We start from the raw sequence: 19,730 nt of genomic DNA, 5'->3' as shown, positions 1-19,730 counted from the left end.
ACGTTCACGGGAACGTTCACGGCCGACGTTCCGAGGGCGGAAAGGACTCCATGTCGTACGTCGAAGACCCGGGCCCCGGGCACGGCTCGGTACCCCCGCGCGCGGCCTTCACCTCCGACGCGCCGTCGTGCTCGCTGAACGGAACCTGGCGGTTCCGGCTCTCGCCGAGCCTGGCGGCCGCCCCCGCCGGGATCGAAGGCGACGGCTTCGACGACTCCGGGTGGGACGAGCTGCCGGTGCCGTCGCTGTGGCAGCTGCACGGCCACGGCCGCCCCGCCTACACGAACGTGCCCTACCCGTTCCCGGTCGACCCGCCGCACGTGCCGTCGGACAACCCGACCGGTGACCACCGGCTGCGGTTCGACCTGCCCGGCGGCTGGCCCGCCGGGTCCACGGTGCTGCGCTTCGACGGAATCGACTCGTGCGGCCGGATCTGGCTCAACGGCACCGAGCTCGGGGTCACGAAGGGCAGCAGGCTGACGTCGGAGTTCGAGGTGGGGTCGCTGCTGCGGCCGACCGGCAACGTCCTCGCGGTGCGCGTGCACCAGTGGTCAGCGGCCAGCTACCTCGAGGACCAGGACATGTGGTGGCTGTCCGGGATCTTCCGCGCCGTCACGCTGCTCGCCCGGCCGGCGGGCGGGATCGCCGACTACGGGGTCCGCGCGGACTACGACCACACCACCGGCTTGGGCACAGTCCGGGTCGAGACCGGCCCGGACGTCGTGCTGGACATCCCCGAGCTGGGCGTCACCGCGCATCCGGCCGGGGAACCGCTGGAGCTGCCGGTCGAGCCGTGGAGCGCGGAGTCGCCGCGGCTGTACGACGGGACGCTGTCCACGGCGGCCGAAAGCGTGCCGGTCCGGATCGGGTTCCGGACCGTCTCGATCGAGGACGGCCTGCTCAAGGTCAACGGCCGCCGCCTGCTGCTGCGCGGGGTCAACCGGCACGAACACGACCCGCGCACCGGGCGCGCGGTGTCGCGGGAGACCGCACTCGCCGACGTCCTGCTCATGAAGCGGCACAACATCAACGCCGTGCGGACGAGCCACTACCCGCCGGACGCGGCCTTCCTCGAACTGTGCGACGAATACGGCCTCTGGGTCATCGACGAGTGCGACCTGGAGACCCACGGCTTCGAGCCGCTGGGCTGGGTGGGCAACCCCAGCGCCGAGCCGATGTGGGCCGAGGCGTACCTCGACCGGATGCGGCGCACGGTGGAACGGGACAAGAACCGGCCCAGCGTGATCCTCTGGTCGCTGGGCAACGAAAGCCACACCGGCGAGAACCTCGCGCGGATGGCGGAGTGGGTGCGCCACCGCGACCCGACCCGGCCGGTGCACTACGAAGGCGACCACGACTGCGCCTACGTCGACGTCCACAGCCGGATGTACGCCACCCACGAAGAGGTCGAGCGGATCGGGCGCCGGGAAGACGACAACGAGCGCCGCCGCGACCTGCCGTTCCTGCAATGCGAGTACGGGCACGCGATGGGCAACGGGCCCGGCGGCCTGCTGGAGTACCGCGAGCTGTTCGAGCGGTACCCGAACTGCCAGGGCGGGTTCATCTGGGAGTGGATCGACCACGGCCTGGCCGCCGACGGCCACTTCGCCTACGGCGGCGACTTCGGCGAACCGATCCACGACGGCAACTTCGTCATCGACGGGCTCGTCTTCCCGGACCGGACGCCGTCACCGGGGCTGATCGAGTACGCGAAGATCATCGAGCCGGTCCGGATCGCCGCGGACGCCGCCGGGATCCGCGTGTCCAACCATTACGACTTCCTGACCACCGAGCACCTCGTGTTCACCTGGGTGCTCGAAGACGAAGGAACCGCTGTCGCGCAAGGCGTTCTCGACATCCCGGCCGTCCACTCGGGACAGAGTGTCACCGTGCCGATGCCGTCGCTGCCCGCGACGGCCGGGGAGTCGTGGCTGACCGTCTCGGCGTCGTCGGCCTCGGCGGCTTCGTGGGCACCGGCCGGGCACGTCGTCGGCTGGGGGCAGCTGCCGGTATCGGCGGCGCCCGCCGCGGCACCGCTCCCCCGGCGCGGGCCGGTGTTCCGGACCGGTGGCCGGCTGGTGCTGGGCACCGGCGAGTTCGACGCGGTGACGGGCACACTCACGACGCTCGGCGGGCACGCCGTGCGGGGACCGCGGCTCGACGTCTGGCGCGCGACGACCGACAACGACCGCGGGACGTTCGCGGGACGGCCGGCGGCCGAGCAGTGGCGGGAGGCGGGGCTGCACCGGATGCAGCACCGGGTGATCTCGGTCGACGCCGACGGCGAGGAACTCGTCGTACGCACCCGCGTCGCCCCGCCGGCGCAGCCGTTCGGCCTGTTCACCGCCTACACGTGGACGGCGTTCGAAGACCGCCTGCGGCTGCGGCTGGAGGTGACCCCGGACGGCGAGTTCCCCGGCACGCTCCCCCGCCTCGGGCTGGCGATGGCGGTCCCGGGCACGCTCGGCTCGGCCGAGTGGTTCGGCGGCGGTCCCGGCGAGGCGTACCCGGACAGCAGCCAGGCGGCCCGGATCGGGCGGTTCTCGAGCAGCGTCGACGGCCTGCAGACGCCGTACGTGTACCCGCAGGAGAACGGCAACCGCACGGCGGTGCGCTGGGCCCGCCTGACCGCCCCGGACGGCACGGGCCTGCGCATCGACGGCGAGCCGCAGTTCGACTTCACGGCCCGCCGCTGGGACGCGGCGGCGCTGGAAGCGGCGCGGCACACCGACGACCTCGTGCCGGGCGACCTGGTGCACCTGTCGGTGGACGTGGCGCAGCACGGGCTCGGGACGGCGTCGTGCGGGCCGGGCGTGCTGCCGCAGTACCGGCTGATGCCGCAGAAGACGGAGTTCACGCTGTGGTTCCGGGCCGTGTCGGGACATCGGGACCGCTGAACAGTCTCAAAAGTCTCACAAGTCGTCTCATTAATCCGCGCCCGGCAGGTGGCGGTAGATCGTCGCCCGGGAGACGCCGAGCGTGGTCGCGATGTCGGACGGCGTGTGCCCGGCGTCGTGCAGGCGCCGGGCCGCCTCGAGCGTTTCCGGGCTCATCGCCGGCGGCCTGCCGCGGCGGCCGCGGACCTTGGCCGCGGGCTCGGCCGTGAACAGCCGGTCGACGCCGGCCAGGATCGCCGCGCGCAGTTCGGCCGGCGGCGTGTCGGCGAACAGGACCACCGGGTCGCTGAGCATCGCGATCGCCTGCGCCGCGCGAACCTGGTCCGCGAAGGCCGGTTCGGGCCCGGCGACCAGGCCGTTGGCCTTGAGCATGCCGTCGCGGAAGCGTTCGAACACCTCGTCCGACGCGGTCAGACTGAGGTCCCGCAGGTTCATCCGGAGCAGGTACCGGTGGGCCAGCCAGACGTCGAGCAGTCCTTCGATCGCCGCCCGGCGGGGGTCGGGGGCGTCCGCCGCCTTCGCCAGCGCCGCGTCGAAATCGGCCAGCATCGGCTCGGCCAGCGCCGTGACGATGTCCGCCTTGCCCGGGAAGTGGTAGAGCACCGCGGTCTTGGTCACGCCGACGCGCTCGGCCAGCTCCCGCACCGACGTGGCGTGGAAACCCCGCGCCGAGAACTCCGCCAGCGCCGCCCGCAGGATCCGCGCCCGGGTGTCGTCCGTCATCCCCCGAGCCTAACCGCTTGCCTGACCGGTGGACAGGAGCGTACGGTCGGAACTGACCGATGGTCAGGACCGAGCTGGGGGGGTAACACCATGACCGAACGAACCGTACTGATCTCCGGTGCCGGAGTCGCCGGGCCGACGCTGGCCTACTGGCTGGCCCGCGCGGGCTTCCGGCCCACCGTGGTGGAACGCGCCGCCGGGCTGCGCTCGAGCGGCAGCCCGGTCGACGTCCGCGGGCCGGCGGCGCGCGTCGCGGACCGGATGGGCATCACCGCGAAGCTGCGCGAGGCGAGCACCGGCGCGCGATCGCTGAAGTTCGTCGACGACGCGGGACGGCGGACGGGCCAGGTGCCGATGAGCGTGCTCGGCGCCGACAGCGACATCGAACTGCCCCGCACCGACCTCGCGGAGATCCTCCACGACGCGGCCCGTGACCACGCCGAGTTCGTCTTCCACGACTCGATCGCCGAACTGCACCATGACGAAGGCGGCGTCGACGTCACGTTCGAGCGGGGCGCCCCGCGGCGCTTCGACCTGGTGATCGGCGCGGACGGCCTGCACTCTGCCGTGCGGCGGCTGGCGTTCGGGCCGGAGGAGGCGTTCACCGAGCACATGGGCGTCTACATCGCGACGCTGCCGCTCGCCGAACCACCGGCCGACCCGACGGCGATCGTGATGTACAACTCGCCGGGCCGCGCCGTCGCGGTGCACCCGTCGCGCGGCCACGGGATCGCGGCGTTCATGTTCCGCGGCGACGCGGTGCCGGGGTTCGACCACCGCGACACCGGGCAGCACAAGCGGATGCTCGCCGAGGCCTACGCGGGCGCGGGCTGGCGCGTGCCGGAGTTGCTGGAGCGCGTGCGGGAGGCGGACGACCTCTACCTCGACGCGGTGAGCCGGGTACGGCTGGACAGCTGGCACACCGGCCGCATCGCCCTGGCCGGCGACGCGGCATCGTGCGTGTCGCTGTTCGGCGACGGTTCGACCCTCGCGATGGCGGGCGCGTTCACGCTGGCGGAAGCGCTGGGCCGCACGCCGCTGGACGCGACGTCGGCGTTCCGGCGGTACGAGAGCACGCACCGGAAGCTGGTGGAACCGAAGCAGCGCAACGTGTCCACGGCCGCGGCTCTGCTGATCCCGGCCACGCGCGGCGGTTTGGCGGCGCGCAACCTCGGCACGCGGCTGCTGCCGCTGGTCGGTGCCGTGCGCCGGCTGGTTCCCGCCTGCGCCGCCTGACCCGCGGGCAAACGGGACTCAAGCCCGCAGCATCGGCGGGTACAGCAGGTCGGCCTTGCCCCGGCGGTACAGCTGGGCGGGACGGCCGCCGTCCCGGGTTGTCGTGTGGCCTGTCGGCTCCAGCAGCCCCTCCGCGCCCGTCACCTTGCGGTGGAAGTTGCGGGGGTCGAGCCGGGTGTTCCAGACGAGCTCGTACACCCGGCGCAGCTCCGCGACCGTGAACTCCGGTGCGCAGAACGCCGTGGCCAGCGGGGTGTACTCCAGTTTCGCGCGGGCTCGCTCGAGGCCGTCGGCGAGGATGCGGTCGTGGTCGAACGCCAGCCGTTCGCTCGTGAGCGAACGGACCGGTGCCCAGCGGGCCTCGGCCGCGTCCGTGCCCGCGCGCGGGACCGGCAGGTCCGGTGCCAGCGCCAGGTACGCGACCGTGACGACCCGCATCCGCGGGTCCCGGTCCGGCGCGCCGTAGCCGGCGAGCTGTTCGATGTGGACGGTGCCCGGCGCCAGCCCGGTCTCCTCCGCCAGCTCCCGGCGGGCCGCATGCGCCAGGTCCTCGTCCTCCCGGACGAACCCGCCGGGCAGCGCCCACTCCCCCCGGTACGGCGGAACTCCGCGGCGCACCACCAGCGCGCACAGTTCGTCCCCGGTCAGGGTGAGCACGACGAGGTCCACGGTGACGGCGAACGGCGGGTGACCCATGCCACCACCCTACCCGCTAATCGTCATGTTGACGATTAGGGCGCCGACCGCATATCGTCACACCGACGATAAGAGGAGGCTCCATGGCCGACATCGACCGCCGGTTCGGGTTCCGGCACCTGCGCGGCGCGCCCACCGTGCACATCCGCCACTACCGCCGCGGCAAGCTCGCGCACGACGGCGTCGGGCTGTCGTTCTGGTACCGGCCGCTGACGGCGGTGGTCTCGGAGGTCCCCGTCGACGACCGCGAGCTGCCGCTGCTGTTCCACGCCCGCACGGCCGACTTCCAGGACGTCACCGTCCAGCTCGCGCTGACGTTCCGGATCGAGGACCCCGCGCTGGCCGCACGGCGCATCGACTTCTCCATCGACCCGGACACCGGACGCTGGAGAAGCGACCCCCTGGCCCAGATCAGCGGGCTCCTGACCGAGAACGTCCAGCAGTACGCGGTCGAGGTGCTGACCCGCACTCCCCTGGCCACGGCGCTCGTCGACGGCGTCCGCGCGGTCCGCGACCGGATCCGCGCCGGGCTCGCCGAGGAGGACACGCGCCTCGCGCAGACCGGCTCGGCGGTGATCGACGTGCGCGTCGTCTCCATCCGGGCCGAACCCGAAGTCGAGAAGGCACTGCAGACGACCGCGCGGGAGAAGGTCCAGCAGGAGGCCGACCGGGCGACCTTCGAGCGGCGCGCGCTCGCTGTCGAGCGCGAACGCGCGATCAGCGAAAACGAGCTGCAGAGCCAGATCGAGCTGGCCCGCCGCGAGGAGCAGCTGCTCGTCCAGCGCGGGGCGAACGCCCGGCGCCAGGCCGAAGAAGCCGCGGCGGCGAACCGGATCGAAACCGAAGCCCAGGCGTCGCGCGAGGAACGGCTGACCCAGGTGCAGGCCGCGGGCAAGCGGGCACTCGGCGAGGCGGAAGCGGCCGGTGAGGCGGCCCGGCTGGCGGCGTACCGCGACCTGCCCGACGGCGTGCTGACGGGTCTCGCACTGAAGGAACTGGCCGGCAACCTCCCGCAGATCGACAGCCTCACGGTGACCCCTGATCTGCTCGCCCCGCTGCTGACGAAGCTCGGTGTCCGCTCGTGAGCCTCGCCCCGCGCGTCGTGCTCGTACACCGGCGCACCGAGCTCGACGAGCTCCTCGCCCGGCACGGTACCCGTGGCCAAGCCGAGTTCTTCCTGCGCACGCGCGGGCGCGACCTCGCCGAAGTCACCGGCGCGGACGCGGCCGTGCGCGCCGCGCTCGCCGCGGCGTCCGCGGCCATCCCGCTGGACTGGCGCCGCGGCGAGGTCGAACGCGCGGACCTCGACCGGTTCCTGTTCACGCCGGAAGACGTCGTCGTCGTGGTCGGGCAGGACGGCCTCGTCGCCAACGTGGCCAAGTACCTCGACGGCCAGCCGGTGATCGGCATCGCGCCCGCCGAGCCCGGCGTCCTCGTCAAGCACCCCGTCGAGGCCGTCGCGGATCTCCTGCGGTCCACATCGGACGCCGAGCACCGGACGATGGCGGGGCTCACCGCCGACGACGGCCAGCGGCTGCTGGCGCTCAACGAGATCTACCTCGGGCACGCCGGGCACCAGACGGCCCGTTACCGGCTGGGCACCGGCGGCGGGTCGGCCGAACGCCAGGCGTCGTCGGGGATCCTGGTCGGCACCGGCACCGGCGCCACCGGCTGGTGCGGGTCGGTGTGGCGGGACCGCCACAGCGGCCTGCGCCTGCCCGCCCCCGGCGAGGCCCGGCTGGTCTGGTTCGTGCGGGAGGCGTGGCCGTCGCCGACGACCGGGACCACGCACACCGAGGGCGAGCTGACGAAGGCGCCGCTGACGGTCGAGGTCGAGTCCGACCGGCTGGTCGCCTTCGGTGACGGCCTCGAAGCCGACACCGTCACCCTCACCCGCGGCCAGACGGCGACCTTCGCTCCCGCGGCGAAGACCGTCCGCCTCGTGCGGTGACGGAAGGGACGACACGCGTGATCAGCGGGACGACACGCGTGATTGGAGGGACGACACGTCGAGGGGGCGTGTCGTCCCTCCCCGCTCAGGTCCCGTACCGCGCCTTGACGATCGACGGCGTGTCCAGGTTGTGGCCGGCGTCGATGCTCTGGGCCAGCCGGAGGTACTGGCCTTCCGCCCACATCAGCGGGCCCGCGCTGCCGGTCGGGCGGCCGAGCCCGAAGCAGCCGGCGTCCGACCGGTCCCAGACCTGCTCGGGCACGAAGTACCCGTCGTTGACCGAGTCCGCCATGGACTTGAGGTACACCGCCGCCGAACGGCCGTTCGCCAGCTCGTACTCACCACGCTCGCCCGACAGCACCGGCCACAGGCGTCCGAACCGCTGCGCGCCACCCGCCGGCCAGCCACCGCAGTTCGCGGTGCTTTCGCCGTAGTTGTCGTGCGGGTAGCGGTGGAAGTAGACGTCACCGTTCGGCAACGTCACCTGCATTGCCGAGTTGCCGTCGGACGCGGCGGCGGCCGGCGCGACCGAGTTCGCGATCGTGGCGTCGCCCGCCGGGCGGATCCCGAGCCGGACCAGGTCGAGGAACCCGAAGTCGGTGACGTCGTGCTCGTAGAAGCAGCCTTCGTCGAAGCAGATCGTCGCGGTGTCGTTCGGGTTCCCGGCGCGGTCGAGGCGTTCGTAGTAGGTGTGGCCGCCCCAGTAGCCGGACGTCGTGACGGTCCAGCCGGCCAGGGAGTTCCGCCAGGAGTCCGCGGTGGACTCCCACGACGACGCGCTCGCCGTGTCGCCGTTCGCCCGGGCGATGGCCCCGGCGGCGATCAGCCCGGCGATCTCGGCGGCCACCGACGACGGCGACTTGCCGTACTGCTCCTCCCACCGCTCGGTGGTGTCCGGGCCGGTCGAAACGAGGTGGTTCGCCGTCGTCTTGACCTTGGCGTAGGTCGAGGCGTCGGTGAGTCCGGTCAACCAGGCCAGCAGGATCGCGTCGGCGTCCTGGTCGAGCTGTTCGCAGCAGCCGAGCTGCTGGGCACTCGCGCCCGCGACGCCGGAAACCGGGCTGTAGCGCGGGAACGACCCGGCCGGGTACGTCGTGCCATCGCCGGCCGTGGGGCTGCCGATCCACTGTGAGTTCCAGAGGAACTGGGCCATCCGCTTGGCCTGCGCGCTGTCGCCGGCGGCCAGGAGGCCGGTCGCCTGCTGGTAGAGGTCACGGCCCCAGACGCGGTGGTAGCCGTCGTTGAGCTGGTCGCCGTTCGTGAAGTCGCCCCACGGCGTCGCCAGTCCCGCGACGCTCGCGCCCGGGTGCTGCTTGTCCTCGGCGGTCTTCAGCGCCATCGCCGCGACGTAGTAGGCGCGACGCCGTTGCGTGTCCCCGGAAACGCTCGCCGGCGCGGGTTTCAAGCCCCCGGCGTAGGAGTTCCAGCCGCTGCGGTAGGACGCCGACACGCTCGCGAAGCCGCTGCTCAGCGACCCGCTCGCCGCCGAGGACGCGGCGGCCGCGGTGCCGCCGTAGCCGAGCGCGACGGTGAACGTCGTGTCCGCACCGACCGGAATCTGTCCACATTGGACGACGTTGCCGGTGCCGGAGACGGTGTCGAACTGGTTGGTCAGGTTCTTGTCGGCGCGCAGGTCGGCCAGGCAGTCGCTGGCCGCGCCGCTGTAGCCGTTGTCGTGCGCGGTGAAGCCGGTCGAGACGCGCACCGCGGAGACGACTGTGGTCGCCGTCCCGCCGAACAGCGTCTCGGTGCCGCTCGCCAGCAGGGCGCCGTTGTCCCACCAGGCGTTGTCGTTCGAGCCGCCGCCCGCCATCGACGGGTTGGCCAGCAGGTACAGCCGGTAGCTGCCGCCGTCGAGGGACTGGAAACGGGTGCTGGTGACCAGGGTCGCGCGGGCCGGGTCGGTGACGTAGTCGGTGGTGATCCGGTACTTGCCGCTCTTCGCGGTGTTGGTGACGGTGTACTGCAGCGCCTTTTCGTCGGGCATCGAGACGACGTGGTTCGTCGCGTCGCGCTCGAGGTCGACGAAACTGCTGCCGTCGGTGACGACGTACTGCATGTCTTGGGTGTTCGGGACGTCGGCGCGCGGATAGAAGACCTCCGACGTGACGCCGCCCGCGACGGTGAACCACACCGGGCTGGCGGAGGTCGTCGAGGTCCCGAGGGCGGACTTGTTGCCGGTCGCCCAGGACGCGCCACCGCCGCAGCAGTCGGTCGCGGTGCCGCTCGCCACGGCCGTTCCCGGCAGCGCCCCGGCCAGCAAGATTCCCGCTCCGGCGCAGGCCAGGACCGCTTTCCACCTGATCATCGGGACCCTCCGACGGCGTTGTCGTCAATATGTTGCGAGCCGCAACATATTGGGCCACCCGCCGGCGCCAAACAATGTCCGATCGGACTGAACCGATCCAGCGGGCTCAGGCGTCGGCGATGCGGTCCAGCCACTCGGCCAGCAGGACGCGCTCAGCCTCGGTGAGCACGGTGGCGCCGTCGAGCCCGGCCCGCAGCGCGACCGCGCGTTCCGGCAGGTCGGAGCCCGCCGGCTCCACCGCGCCGGTGAGGATGCGGTTCAGCACGGTATCGCGAGCCGTCGCGGACAGCTCCGCGTCGCGCTCCTCCTCCGGGGTCGCGATCAGCGAAAGCACGACCCCCATCGCGGTCGCGTGCACCAGCCGGGCCGCGCGTTCGACGCTCACCCGCAGCAGTCCCGCCGCCGCGACACGCTCGACGACGCTTCGCAGCATCGCCTCGCCTTCCCTGGCCGCCGGCGACGTGCGGCCCAGGTGGGCGTCGCCGTACATCAGCACGTAGAACTCCGGGCGGGACAGCCCGAATTCGATGTGCAGGTCCCAGCCGCGACGGAGGTCTTCCACCGGGTCGCCGGTCGGGCCCAGGGCCCGCTTGCTCGTGAGGTACTCGTCGAAGCCGTACGCGGCGACGGCGTCGAGGAGGCCGTCCTTGTCGCCGAAGAGCCGGTACAGCGCGGGCGGCTGGACCCCGGCCGCGGCACTGACCGCGCGGGTCGAAAGACCGTCGCGCCCCTCCGCCGCCAGCAGCGCGGCCGCCGCTTGGAGGATCCGCTCCCGGGTGTCCATCGCCACCTTCGTCACCATGGTTCCAATGATAACAAAACTCCGGTAGCACTCGTTCGGAGCAAAGCCGTGAATGGCACATTCACGGACTTGAAGTCCCTCAATGTGCCATTCACGGACTCAGGTGGTCCGCCGCGACGCGGTGGGCGAGGCGGCGGAGCAGGGGTGCCGCCTCGGCCAGGCACCGGGCCGGGTCCGGCTCCAGGTCCGTCAGCGCATACGCGGCCGAAATGCCGGCCGCGGCCAGGTCCGGCGCGGGCACCAGGCACCGCCCGGAAACGGCGACGCACGGGATGCCCCGGGCCGCCGCCGCGCGGGCCACCCCGGCCGGGGCCTTGCCGGACAACGTCTGCGCGTCGAGGGAACCCTCGCCGGTGACGACCAGCGAAGCCCCTCCCAGCGCGGCGTCGAACCTGAGCAGGTCGAGCAGCAGCTCGATGCCCGGGCGCATCCGGGCGTCGAGCACGGCCATCGCCGCGAAGCCCACTCCCCCGGCCGCTCCGGCGCCCGGTCGCGAAGCGAATTCCGGGCCGGCGATCGACGCCCAGTGGCGCAACGCGGCATCGAGCGTCTCGACATCGCCGGGCGACGCGCCCTTCTGCGGGCCGTAGACGTACGCTGCTCCCCGCGGCCCGTACAGCGGGTTGTCCACGTCGCTCGCCAATTCGATGTCCACTTCGGACAGGTCCAAACCGGACAGATCAAGCGCGGCGATCCGGGCCAAGGCCGCGCCGCCAGGGGGAAGCTCGCGTCCGGCACCGTCCAGCAGGCGGGCTCCGAGTGCGGTCAGCATCCCCGCGCCGCCGTCGGTGCCGGCGCTGCCGCCGACGCCGAGCACGATCCGGCGGCACCCGGCGGCCACCGCGGCGGCCATGACGTCTCCGGTGCCCGCGCTGGTCGCGGCGAGCGGTTCCGGCGCGCCGGGCAGCCGGTACAGCCCGGACGCCTCGGCCAGCTCGACGACCGCGGTGTCGCCGCGGACCGCGTAGGACGCGGTCAGCGGCGCACCGGTCGGTCCCCGGGCGGGGACCGGCACACGGCGGAACCCGGCGGCGAGGACGGCGTCGACCGTGCCGTCGCCGCCGTCCGCCACCGGGAGGCACCGCACGTCGAGGGAGGGGCGGACGTCGGCGAGGCCGGCGGCCACCGCCGACGCCGCCTCGGCCGCGGTCAGCGAGCCCTTGAACTTGTCCGGCGCGACCAGGACCTTCACGCGCTCGCCTTGAAGGCCCGCCAGTCGCCGATCTCGGTGATGTCCCGCAGCGCGACGTGCGAGGTGTAGGGCCGCCGCAGCAGCATCGCGAACGCCGAACTGCCGTCCGCCAGCTCCACCACGCCCAGCTCCAGTTCATGCGGCTCCGATGGCAATACCCTGTCCCGCAGGTCGTCGAGCGAGACGTCGTACACCTCGCCGGTCACCGAGGCGCCGCCGTGGGACACCGGGTACAGCGCCGGGCACTGGTCGCCGACCGCGTAGAACCGGTACTTCGCCGCGGTCCGCGCCGCGCCGACGAACGGCGAGCCGTCGAGGAGGTGGTGCAGCGGCTCGCCGCGCATGGCGCCGCCGTTGAAGAACATCAGGGTCACGGGAACTCCTTAGCGGAAGAGGGCTTCGACGCCGTCGATGGCGAAGTACACCGCGAAGACCAGCGCCAGCAGCGAGAGCAGCCAGCCGGCCTCGCGCCACTTGCCGCGGCCGATCTTGATCAGCACGAACGCGATCAGGCCGGCGCCGACACCGTTGGTGATCGAGTAGGTGAACGGGATCAGTGCGGCAGTCAAGAACACCGGGATCGTGTAGTCCGGGTCGTGCCACGGGATGGTCCGGCACTGCGCGACCATCATCCCGCCGATCACCACCAGCGCGGGTGCCGCGGCCTGGGCCGGGACGACCCCGGCCAGCGGCGTGAACAGCAGCGTCCCGGCGAACAGCAGGCCGGTGACGACGCTCGCCAGCCCGGTCCGCGCGCCTTCGCCGACACCGGCCGCCGATTCCAGGAACACCGTGTTCGGCGACGATCCGGTGACACCGCCCGCGATCGCGCCCGCACCGTCGACGAGCAGGATGCGGCCCATCCGCGGAACCTTGCCGTTCTTCGACAGCCCGGCCTCGTCGGAGACGCTGGTGATCGTGCCCATGGCGTCGAAGAATCCGGACAGCACCAGGGTGAACAGGAACACCGTCGCCGCGAGCGCGCCCGCCGACGCGAAGCCGCCGAACAGGTCGATGTGACCGAAGAGGCCGAAGTCCGGTGCGGCGACGACATGGTCGGGCAACGCCGGGTCCGTGCGGCCCCAGCCACCGACGCCGAAGCCGTCGTGCAACACCACGGCCAGGACTGTCGCGACGCCGATGCTGATCAGCACCGCGCCCGGGACCTTGCGCGCCACCAGCACGATCATCAGCAGCAGCCCGACGCAGAACACGACGATCGGCCAGCCGGACAGGTGCCCGTCGGCGCCGAGGCGGACCGGCACCGGAGTGGCCGCCGCGTCCGGCACCCGCGACACGAACCCGGCGCTGACCAGCCCGACGAGCGCGATGTAGAGCCCGATCCCGACGGTGATCGCCGTCTTGAGCGGCCGCGGGATGGCGTTCATGATCCGTTCACGGACGCCGCTGACGGCCATCAGCACGATGCACACGCCTTCGAGCACGACCAGGCCGAACGCCTGTGGCCAGGTCATCTCGGGCGCCATCTGGAAGGCGACGATGCCGTTGACGCCGAGCCCGGCGGCCAGCGCGAGGGGTGCGTTGCCGACGAGTCCCATGAGGACGGTCATCACGGCGGCGGCCAGCGCGGTCGCCGTGGTCACCTGCGCGGCCGACAGCCGGGCGCCGGTGATGTCGGCGGAGGCGCCGAGGATGAGCGGGTTGAGCAGCACGATATAAGCCATCGCGACGAACGTCGTGACGCCGCCGCGGACTTCGCGGCCGATCGTGGATTGCCTTGCGCGAAGCTCGAACAGCTTGTCGAGGAGCGCACGACGTGTTGCGGGTACTTCGACGAGGTCCGGTTCCTGAATTTCGGTCTGGGTCATGCGTCCTGCCCTTGCCGGTGGGTGTGCTCGGCCAGGCCTAGGCACCACGCCGTGCCTGGGCGAGCGGGACGTTCGATGGGGTTGTGCTCCGGTCAGCTGGCCTTGTGGGTCAGTAGTCGGTGCGGTCGCTCTTGTCGAGCCAAGCCGCGAAGGGCGCGAAACCGTCCTTTGCGGACAGTCGCGTCACGGGAACCGTCCACGTCTCACGCGGACGGTCGAAGAGTTCGTAGAAGGCACGGTCGTCGAAGCCCGCCCTGGCCGCGTCGTCGCGGTCGGCGGCGTAGACAACCTTGTCCACCCGCGCCCACAAAGCGGACGACAGGCACATCGGGCACGGCTCGCAGCTCGAAACGAGCACGCAGCCGTCGAGCTTGAACGTGCCCAGCTCCTGGCAGGCCGCGCGGATCGCGACCACTTCCGCGTGCGCGGTCGGGTCCAGGTTCGCCGTGACACGGTTGACGCCGGTCGAGACGACCTTGCCGTCCCGCACGATCAGCGCGCCGAACGGGCCGCCGCCGTTCTCGACGTTGCGCATGGCGATCCGGACGGCTTCATCGAGCCATTCCCGCTCGACGGAAGGCGACGTGGTCATCTCGAACTCCGGTGATGTGCTCGGGGCGGATCGGGACGCGCGGCAGCTCGAGGCCGGTGGCCGCGCGGATGGCGTTGGCGATCGCCGGCGTGGCCGAGATCGTGGGCGGCTCGCCGACGCCGCGGACGCCGTAGGGCGCGTGCGGGTCGGGCCGTTCGAGGACCTCGACGCGCATCGGCGGCATGTCGAGGATGGTCGGGATGAGGTAGTCGGTGAACGACGGGTTCCGCACCTTGCCGCCCTCGACCAGGATCTCCTCCATCACGGCGAGACCGAGGCCCTGGGCCGAGCCGCCCTGGATCTGGGCGACGACGGCGTCGGGGTTCATCGCCTTGCCGACGTCCTGCGCGCAGTCGAGCTGCACCACCTTGACCAGGCCGAGGTCCAGGTCGACGTCGACCACCGCGCGGTGGGCCGAGAAGCCGTACTGCACGTGGGCGTCGCCCTGGCCGGTCTCCGGGTCGAGCGGATACGTCGGGCGGTGGTGGAACTCCCGGGTCTCCTCGATCGCCGTGTCGCCAAGCAACTCGGCCAGGTCGGCGACGACTTCGCCGTCCGCCGCGACCACCTTGCCGCCAGTCAACGACATACCTTCCGCGGCGAGACCCAGCCGACTGTATACCGTATCCGCAACCGCCCGGCAGGCGTTGCGGACCGCGCCGCCGGTGACATACGTCTGGCGCGACGCCGAGCTGGATCCCGCGTCGCCGACGCTTGTATCGGCCGGGTGCACGCTCACCCGCGTCACACCCAGCTCGGTGCGGGCGATCTGCTGCTGCAGCGTCACCAGACCCTGCCCGACCTCGGCCGCGGCGGTGTGCACCATCGCGACCGCTTCGCCGCCGATCACCTCCAGGCGGACGCGGGCGGTCGAGTAGTCGTCGAGGCCTTCCGCGTAGGAGATGTTCTTGATCGTCACGCCGTAGCCGACACCCCGCACCACCCCTTCGCCGTGCGTCGTGTTGGACGCGCCGCCGGGCAGTTCGCGGATGTCGACGTCACCGCTGCGCGAAGGTGGCAGCGGCAGGTCGCGGACCCGCTGGACGAGTTCCGCCACCGGCGCCGGGAAGTCGACCACCTGGCCGGTGACCACAGTGGACCCTTCACTCAGCGCGTTGCGGATCCGCAGCTCCGCCGGGTCCATGCCCAGCGCCGCGGCGAGTTTGTCCATTTGGGACTCGTAGGCGTACGTCGGCTGCACCGCGCCGAGACCGCGCATCGCGCCGCAGGTCGGATTGTTGGTGTATACACCCCAGCCCTCGATGTGCGCGTTCGGTACATCGTATGGACCGACACTCAGCGTGGTGCCGTTGCCGACCACGACCGGGGTCTTGGACGCGTACGCGCCGCCGTCGAAGTACAGCTTCGCGCGGACGTAGACGAGCTTGCCGTCGCGGGTGGCGCCGTGCTCGTAGTACATCTTCGCCGGGTGGCGGTGCACATGCCCGAAGAACGACTCCAGTCGGTTGTATACCATCTTCACCGGACGGCCGGTACGCAGCGCGAGCATGCAGGAATGGATCTGCATCGACAGGTCCTCGCGGCCGCCGAACGCCCCACCGACCCCGGAGAGCGTCAGCCGCACCTTCTCCAGGGGCAGCCCGAGGGCCTTCGCCGTCTGGCGCTGGTCGACGTGCAGCCACTGGGTGGCCAGGTAGAGGTCGACGCCGCCGTCCTCGGCCGGGACCGCGAGCCCGGACTCCGGCCCGAGGAACGCCTGGTCCTGCATGCCGATCTCGTACACGCCGGACACGACCACGTCCGCGGTGGCGGCCGGGTCGCCCTTGACGATCCGCTGGTGGCGCACCAGGTTCCCGCCGGGATGCAGCTTCGGCAGGGTGTCGTCGTGCGCGGCCCGCTCGGGATCGGTGATCGGTTCGAGGACGTCGTACTCGACGACGATCTCCTTGAGCGCCTGCCGCGCGATCTCCGGGTGGTCGGCGGCGAGGATCGCGACCGGTTCGCCCTGGTAGCGCACGAGTCCTTCGGCCAGCGCCGGGGTGTCCTGGAACTTCAGGCCGTAGACGTTCTCGCCGGGCACGTCCTCGTGGGTCAGCACCGCGTGCACGCCCGGCTGGGCGAGCGCGCGGGAGACGTCGAGGCGGACGATCCGGGCGTGCGGGTGCGGGCTGCGCAGGGTGGCGCCCCACAGCATGTCCTCGTGCCAGAGGTCCGAGGAGTAGGCGAACTCGCCGCGGACCTTGAGCGTGCCGTCCGGGCGCAGCGGGCTCTCGCCGATGCCGCCGGCGATGGTGTCGTGCAGCTCCTGCGGGGAACGGGCCGCGGCGCTCATCGGACGGCCTTCTTCGCGGCCGCGTCGCGGACGGCGTCGAGGATCTTCTCGTACCCGGTGCAGCGGCAGAGGTTCCCGGCGAGCGCCTCGCGGATCTCGACGTCGCTCGGGTCCGGCACGCGTTCGATCAGGTCGTGGGCGGCGACCAGCAGACCGGGCGTGCAGAAACCGCACTGCACGGCGCCGTGCTCGACGAACGCCTCCTGCACCGGGTCGAGGGCCTCGCCGGTCGCGAGCCCTTCGACCGTGACGACCTCGCGGCCCTCGGCCTGCCCCGCCGCGACCAGGCACGCACACGCCGGGACGCCGTCGAGGTAGACCGTGCACGAACCGCATTCGCCCTGCTCACAAGCGTTCTTCGAGCCGGGCAGGCCGAGCCGCTCGCGCAGGACGTAGAGGAGGCTCTCGCCTTCCCAGACGTTGTCCGCCCGGCGGGATTCGCCGTTGACAGTGACGTTCACGCGCACTTCGCGCTCCCTCCGCAATATTCGGTCCAGGCCCAGGTCAGCGTCCGGCGCGCCATGACGCCGAGAGCGTGCCGCCGGTAGGCCGCGCTCCCCCGGACGTCGTCGATCGGCGCCGCGGCCGCGGCGACCAGGTCGCCAAAGCGGCGCTTCACCGAGTCGGTGATCGGCTTCGGCGAGTCCCAGTCCAGCTCGGCGGCCAGGAACTCCTCGGCGTCGAACGCCCGCCGGGGCGTGGGTGCGGCCGACCCGACACCGGTGCCGACCCGTTTCTCACCGGGGTGCAGGGCCAGACCGAAGGCGGCGACGGCGATGACCATCGCGTTGCGGGTGCCGATCTTGCTGAACTGCTGCGGCCCGGTGGCCGGGGCCAGGAGTACTGCGGTGATCAGCTCGTCCGGCTCCAGAACGTTCCGCTTGACGCCGGTGTAGAAGTCCTCGGCCGCGACGATCCGGGTGCCGCGGACCGAGGCGATCTCGACCTCGGCATCGGCGGCCAGCAGGGCCGGGTGCGAGTCGCCCGCGGGTGAGGCCGCACCCAGGTTGCCGCCCACCGAGCCGCGGTTGCGGATCTGTGGGGACCCGACGGTCCGCGCGGCCATCGCCAGGCCGGGCAACTGCGTACCGAGCTCGCTGATGATCCGGCTGTACGGCACGGCCGCACCGATCCGGATCCGGCTGCCGTCGGTGCCGTGCTCGTGCAGTTCGGCGACGCGGCCGAGGTCGAGCAGCGACTCGGGACGGCGGTGGTCGAAGTTGAGCTCGACCATCACGTCCGTGCCGCCGGCGATCGGGACCGCACCGGGGTTCGCGGCCTTCGCGGCGAGCGCGCCGGCCAGCGAGCCGGGTCGGAGGAATTCCACTGTGGACGTCCTTTCGGGGGTGCTTCGGCAAGAAGTACACACGCTCCGGTGTGGCTCCGACCACGGCTGAACCCCTGAAAGACGGGTGAATTTCGGGCTCGCGTTTGTACTTTCCGACAACCGCTCGGCCCAGCGCGCGGAAAGGCCGCCGTACGAGGTCAGGTCTCGTACGGCGGCCTTGGGTTCACGCGGGGGTTACGCCGGCTCGAACTCGCGGACGGCGTCGAGGGCGGCGCCCATGGCGGCGTTGCCCTCGCGTTCGATCATGATCTCCACCAGGACCGGCCGGCTGGTGCGCTCGGCCTCCTTGCGCGCCCACTCCAGGGACGTGCGGATCTCGCCCGGCTCGTGCACGCGGGTGCCCGAGCAGCCGTAGGCCTCCATGATCTTCACGTTGTCCGTGCCGATCGCGTCGTAGTGGATGTCGACCTCGAAGTTCATCTCGTAGCCGGTCTCGGCCTGGCGGATGAGCCCGAGGTACTCGTTGTTCAGCATGATCAGCACGAACCCGACGTCGTACTGGGCGGCGACCGCCAGCTCCTCGACGAGGAACTGGAACGAGTAGTCGCCGACCACGCCGACGACTTCGGCGTCCGGCCGCGCCTTCTTGACGCCGATCGCGGCCGGGATCTCCCAGCCGAGCGGGCCGGCCTGGCCGCACACCTGGTAGTGCCGCGGCTTGTGCGTCTGCTGGAACTGGCCCGACCAGATCTGGTACAGCCCGATCGCGGTGACGAAGTAGGTGTCCGCACCGAAGGTTTCGTTGATCTCCTTGAACACCCGCGGCGCCTTGATCGGCAGGCTGTCGAAGTCGTCGCGCCGGGGCAGTGCCTCCTTCAGCTCGCCGATCCGGGCGACCCACTCCCGCCGTGGCGTTGCCGAGCGGCGGTCCAGGGCCGTCAGCAGCGCGTCGAGGAACTCGCGCGTGTCCGAGACGATCCCGAGGTCCGGGCCGAACACCTTGCCCAGCTGGGTCGGCTCGATGTCGACGTGGATGAACTTCCGCTCGCCCCGGTAGACCGACAGCTCGCCGGTGTGCCGGTCGCCGAACCGGGCGCCGAGCGCGAGCACGAGGTCGGACTCCAGAAAGGCTGCGTTCGCCCAGCGCTGGGACGTCTGGATGCCGGCCATTCCGGCGAACAGCTCGTGGTCCTCGGGGAAGCTGCCCTTGCCCATCAGCGTCACCTGCACCGGGACGCCGAGACGCTCGGCCGCGGCCCGCAGCCGCTCGCTCGCCTCGCCGAGGACGACGCCGCCGCCGGCCAGGATCAGCGGGCGTTCGGCCCGGAGAAGCATCTCAACAGCCCGCTCGACGCGCGCGGGAGCGGGTTTCACCGCCGTGACCGGCAGCGGCGAGTCGATCGAGGAGTCCCACTCGATGTCCTGCTTCTGGATGTCGATCGGCAGGTCGATGAGCACCGGACCCGGACGGCCGGACCGCGCGATCCGGAACGCCTCGCGGAAGATCCACGGCAGCTGCGCCGCCTCCCTGACCTGCACCGCCCACTTCGTCACCGGCTTGGCGATCTCGACGATGTCGACCGCCTGGAACGCCTCCTGGTGCAGCTTCGTCGTCGCGGCCTGGCCGGTGATGCAGATGATCGGGATCGAGTCCGCGTGCGCGGTGTAGAGCCCGGTGATCATGTTCGTCCCGGCCGGACCGGAGGTGCCGATGGCGACGCCGACGTTCCCGTTCGTCCTTGCCCAGCCGTCGGCCATGTGCGTCGCGCCCTCTTCGTGGCGGACGATCAGGTGCTCGATCACCCGGCCTTGTAGGGCGTTATACAGCGGGAGGATGGCGGCGCCGGGGCAGCCGAAGACGGTGTCGACGCCTTCGCTCTCCAGGACGTCGACGACCGCCTGCATCGCGGGGATTCTGGGCAT

Annotated in this window: 16 protein-coding genes; 4 read left to right on the top strand and 12 right to left on the bottom strand. The window is 71.8% G+C overall.

Features of this window, described 5'->3' with window-relative positions; translation table 11 throughout:
* Window positions 1-50: 50 nt before the first annotated feature.
* Complete coding sequence (locus tag A3CE_RS0149345) at window positions 51-2,897, top strand: glycoside hydrolase family 2 TIM barrel-domain containing protein (RefSeq protein ID WP_020647541.1); 2,847 nt, start codon at window positions 51-53, stop codon at window positions 2,895-2,897.
* Between the two features lie 30 nt (window positions 2,898-2,927).
* Here the strand turns inward: A3CE_RS0149345 and A3CE_RS0149340 are convergent, their stop codons facing one another.
* The gene (locus tag A3CE_RS0149340) at window positions 2,928-3,620 is read right to left on the bottom strand and encodes a TetR family transcriptional regulator (protein WP_020647540.1); all 693 of its coding nucleotides are present in this window, start codon (window positions 3,618-3,620) and stop codon (window positions 2,928-2,930) included.
* A 90-nt stretch (window positions 3,621-3,710) separates the two neighbouring features.
* Between A3CE_RS0149340 and A3CE_RS0149335 the strand changes: the two genes are divergently transcribed.
* Window positions 3,711-4,856, top strand: coding sequence for an FAD-dependent monooxygenase (locus A3CE_RS0149335; protein WP_020647539.1), 1,146 nt, complete (start codon window positions 3,711-3,713; stop codon window positions 4,854-4,856).
* Window positions 4,857-4,874: 18 nt separating this feature from the next.
* Here A3CE_RS0149335 and A3CE_RS0149330 read toward each other — a convergent pair whose 3' ends face one another.
* Window positions 4,875-5,552, bottom strand: a complete 678-nt coding sequence (locus A3CE_RS0149330; RefSeq protein WP_020647538.1) for an NUDIX hydrolase — start codon at window positions 5,550-5,552, stop codon at window positions 4,875-4,877.
* Between the two features lie 83 nt (window positions 5,553-5,635).
* Here A3CE_RS0149330 and A3CE_RS0149325 point away from each other — a divergent pair, with 83 nt between their 5' ends.
* Window positions 5,636-6,637 (top strand): SPFH domain-containing protein, encoded by a 1,002-nt coding sequence (locus tag A3CE_RS0149325; RefSeq protein ID WP_020647537.1) that lies wholly within the window; start codon window positions 5,636-5,638, stop codon window positions 6,635-6,637.
* Entirely contained in the window at window positions 6,634-7,503 is an 870-nt protein-coding gene (locus A3CE_RS0149320) for a hypothetical protein (protein ID WP_020647536.1), read from the top strand. Before A3CE_RS0149325 ends, A3CE_RS0149320 begins: the two co-directional genes overlap by 4 nt.
* Before the next feature lie 85 nt (window positions 7,504-7,588).
* Here the strand turns inward: A3CE_RS0149320 and A3CE_RS0149315 are convergent, their stop codons facing one another.
* From A3CE_RS0149315 to gcl, 10 genes are all read right to left on the bottom strand, one after another.
* Complete coding sequence (locus A3CE_RS0149315; protein WP_020647535.1) at window positions 7,589-9,811, bottom strand: glycoside hydrolase family 15 protein; 2,223 nt, start codon at window positions 9,809-9,811, stop codon at window positions 7,589-7,591.
* Between the two features lie 106 nt (window positions 9,812-9,917).
* The gene (locus A3CE_RS0149310) at window positions 9,918-10,613 is read right to left on the bottom strand and encodes a TetR/AcrR family transcriptional regulator (RefSeq protein WP_020647534.1); all 696 of its coding nucleotides are present in this window, start codon (window positions 10,611-10,613) and stop codon (window positions 9,918-9,920) included.
* A 91-nt stretch (window positions 10,614-10,704) separates the two neighbouring features.
* On the bottom strand, window positions 10,705-11,805 hold the full coding sequence (locus A3CE_RS0149305) for a glycerate kinase (RefSeq protein WP_020647533.1): 1,101 nt from the start codon (window positions 11,803-11,805) through the stop codon (window positions 10,705-10,707).
* A complete protein-coding gene (locus A3CE_RS0149300) occupies window positions 11,802-12,179 on the bottom strand; it encodes an allophanate hydrolase-related protein (protein WP_020647532.1) in 378 nt (125 codons plus the stop codon). The genes A3CE_RS0149305 and A3CE_RS0149300 overlap by 4 nt, the downstream gene beginning before the upstream one ends.
* A 9-nt stretch (window positions 12,180-12,188) precedes the next feature.
* Window positions 12,189-13,634: an NCS2 family permease gene (locus A3CE_RS0149295; protein WP_020647531.1), complete on the bottom strand. Its 1,446-nt coding sequence runs from the start codon at window positions 13,632-13,634 to the stop codon at window positions 12,189-12,191.
* A 109-nt stretch (window positions 13,635-13,743) separates the two neighbouring features.
* Window positions 13,744-14,226, bottom strand: a complete 483-nt coding sequence (locus A3CE_RS0149290) for a nucleoside deaminase (protein ID WP_020647530.1) — start codon at window positions 14,224-14,226, stop codon at window positions 13,744-13,746.
* Window positions 14,186-16,519 (bottom strand): xanthine dehydrogenase subunit D, encoded by a 2,334-nt coding sequence (gene pucD, locus A3CE_RS0149285; protein ID WP_020647529.1) that lies wholly within the window; start codon window positions 16,517-16,519, stop codon window positions 14,186-14,188. The genes A3CE_RS0149290 and pucD overlap by 41 nt, the downstream gene beginning before the upstream one ends.
* Window positions 16,516-16,986, bottom strand: a complete 471-nt coding sequence (locus A3CE_RS0149280) for a (2Fe-2S)-binding protein (RefSeq protein ID WP_020647528.1) — start codon at window positions 16,984-16,986, stop codon at window positions 16,516-16,518. The genes pucD and A3CE_RS0149280 overlap by 4 nt, the downstream gene beginning before the upstream one ends.
* Window positions 16,977-17,846 (bottom strand): FAD binding domain-containing protein, encoded by an 870-nt coding sequence (locus A3CE_RS0149275; RefSeq protein ID WP_020647527.1) that lies wholly within the window; start codon window positions 17,844-17,846, stop codon window positions 16,977-16,979. Before A3CE_RS0149275 ends, A3CE_RS0149280 begins: the two co-directional genes overlap by 10 nt.
* Window positions 17,847-18,041: 195 nt before the next feature.
* Window positions 18,042-19,730, bottom strand: a complete 1,689-nt coding sequence (gene gcl / locus A3CE_RS0149270; protein WP_084642013.1) for a glyoxylate carboligase — start codon at window positions 19,728-19,730, stop codon at window positions 18,042-18,044.

Origin of the sequence: Amycolatopsis balhimycina FH 1894 (assembly GCF_000384295.1) — a bacterium.
Taxonomy (GTDB): Bacteria; Actinomycetota; Actinomycetes; order Mycobacteriales; family Pseudonocardiaceae; genus Amycolatopsis; species Amycolatopsis balhimycina.
This window is presented reverse-complemented; position numbering and strand designations above follow the sequence as displayed.

What these genes read in the sequence shown, in the direction of transcription:
- A3CE_RS0149345 (WP_020647541.1), top strand. Translation starts at nt 51, where the DNA reads ATGTCGTACGTCGAAGACCCGGGCCCCGGGCACGGCTCGGTACCCCCG.
- A3CE_RS0149340 (WP_020647540.1), bottom strand. Translation starts at nt 3,620, where the DNA reads ATGACGGACGACACCCGGGCGCGGATCCTGCGGGCGGCGCTGGCGGAG.
- A3CE_RS0149335 (WP_020647539.1), top strand. Translation starts at nt 3,711, where the DNA reads ATGACCGAACGAACCGTACTGATCTCCGGTGCCGGAGTCGCCGGGCCG.
- A3CE_RS0149330 (WP_020647538.1), bottom strand. Translation starts at nt 5,552, where the DNA reads ATGGGTCACCCGCCGTTCGCCGTCACCGTGGACCTCGTCGTGCTCACC.
- A3CE_RS0149325 (WP_020647537.1), top strand. Translation starts at nt 5,636, where the DNA reads ATGGCCGACATCGACCGCCGGTTCGGGTTCCGGCACCTGCGCGGCGCG.
- A3CE_RS0149315 (WP_020647535.1), bottom strand. Translation starts at nt 9,811, where the DNA reads ATGATCAGGTGGAAAGCGGTCCTGGCCTGCGCCGGAGCGGGAATCTTG.
- A3CE_RS0149310 (WP_020647534.1), bottom strand. Translation starts at nt 10,613, where the DNA reads ATGGTGACGAAGGTGGCGATGGACACCCGGGAGCGGATCCTCCAAGCG.
- A3CE_RS0149295 (WP_020647531.1), bottom strand. Translation starts at nt 13,634, where the DNA reads ATGACCCAGACCGAAATTCAGGAACCGGACCTCGTCGAAGTACCCGCA.
- A3CE_RS0149290 (WP_020647530.1), bottom strand. Translation starts at nt 14,226, where the DNA reads ATGACCACGTCGCCTTCCGTCGAGCGGGAATGGCTCGATGAAGCCGTC.
- pucD (WP_020647529.1), bottom strand. Translation starts at nt 16,519, where the DNA reads ATGAGCGCCGCGGCCCGTTCCCCGCAGGAGCTGCACGACACCATCGCC.
- gcl (WP_084642013.1), bottom strand. Translation starts at nt 19,730, where the DNA reads ATGCCCAGAATCCCCGCGATGCAGGCGGTCGTCGACGTCCTGGAGAGC.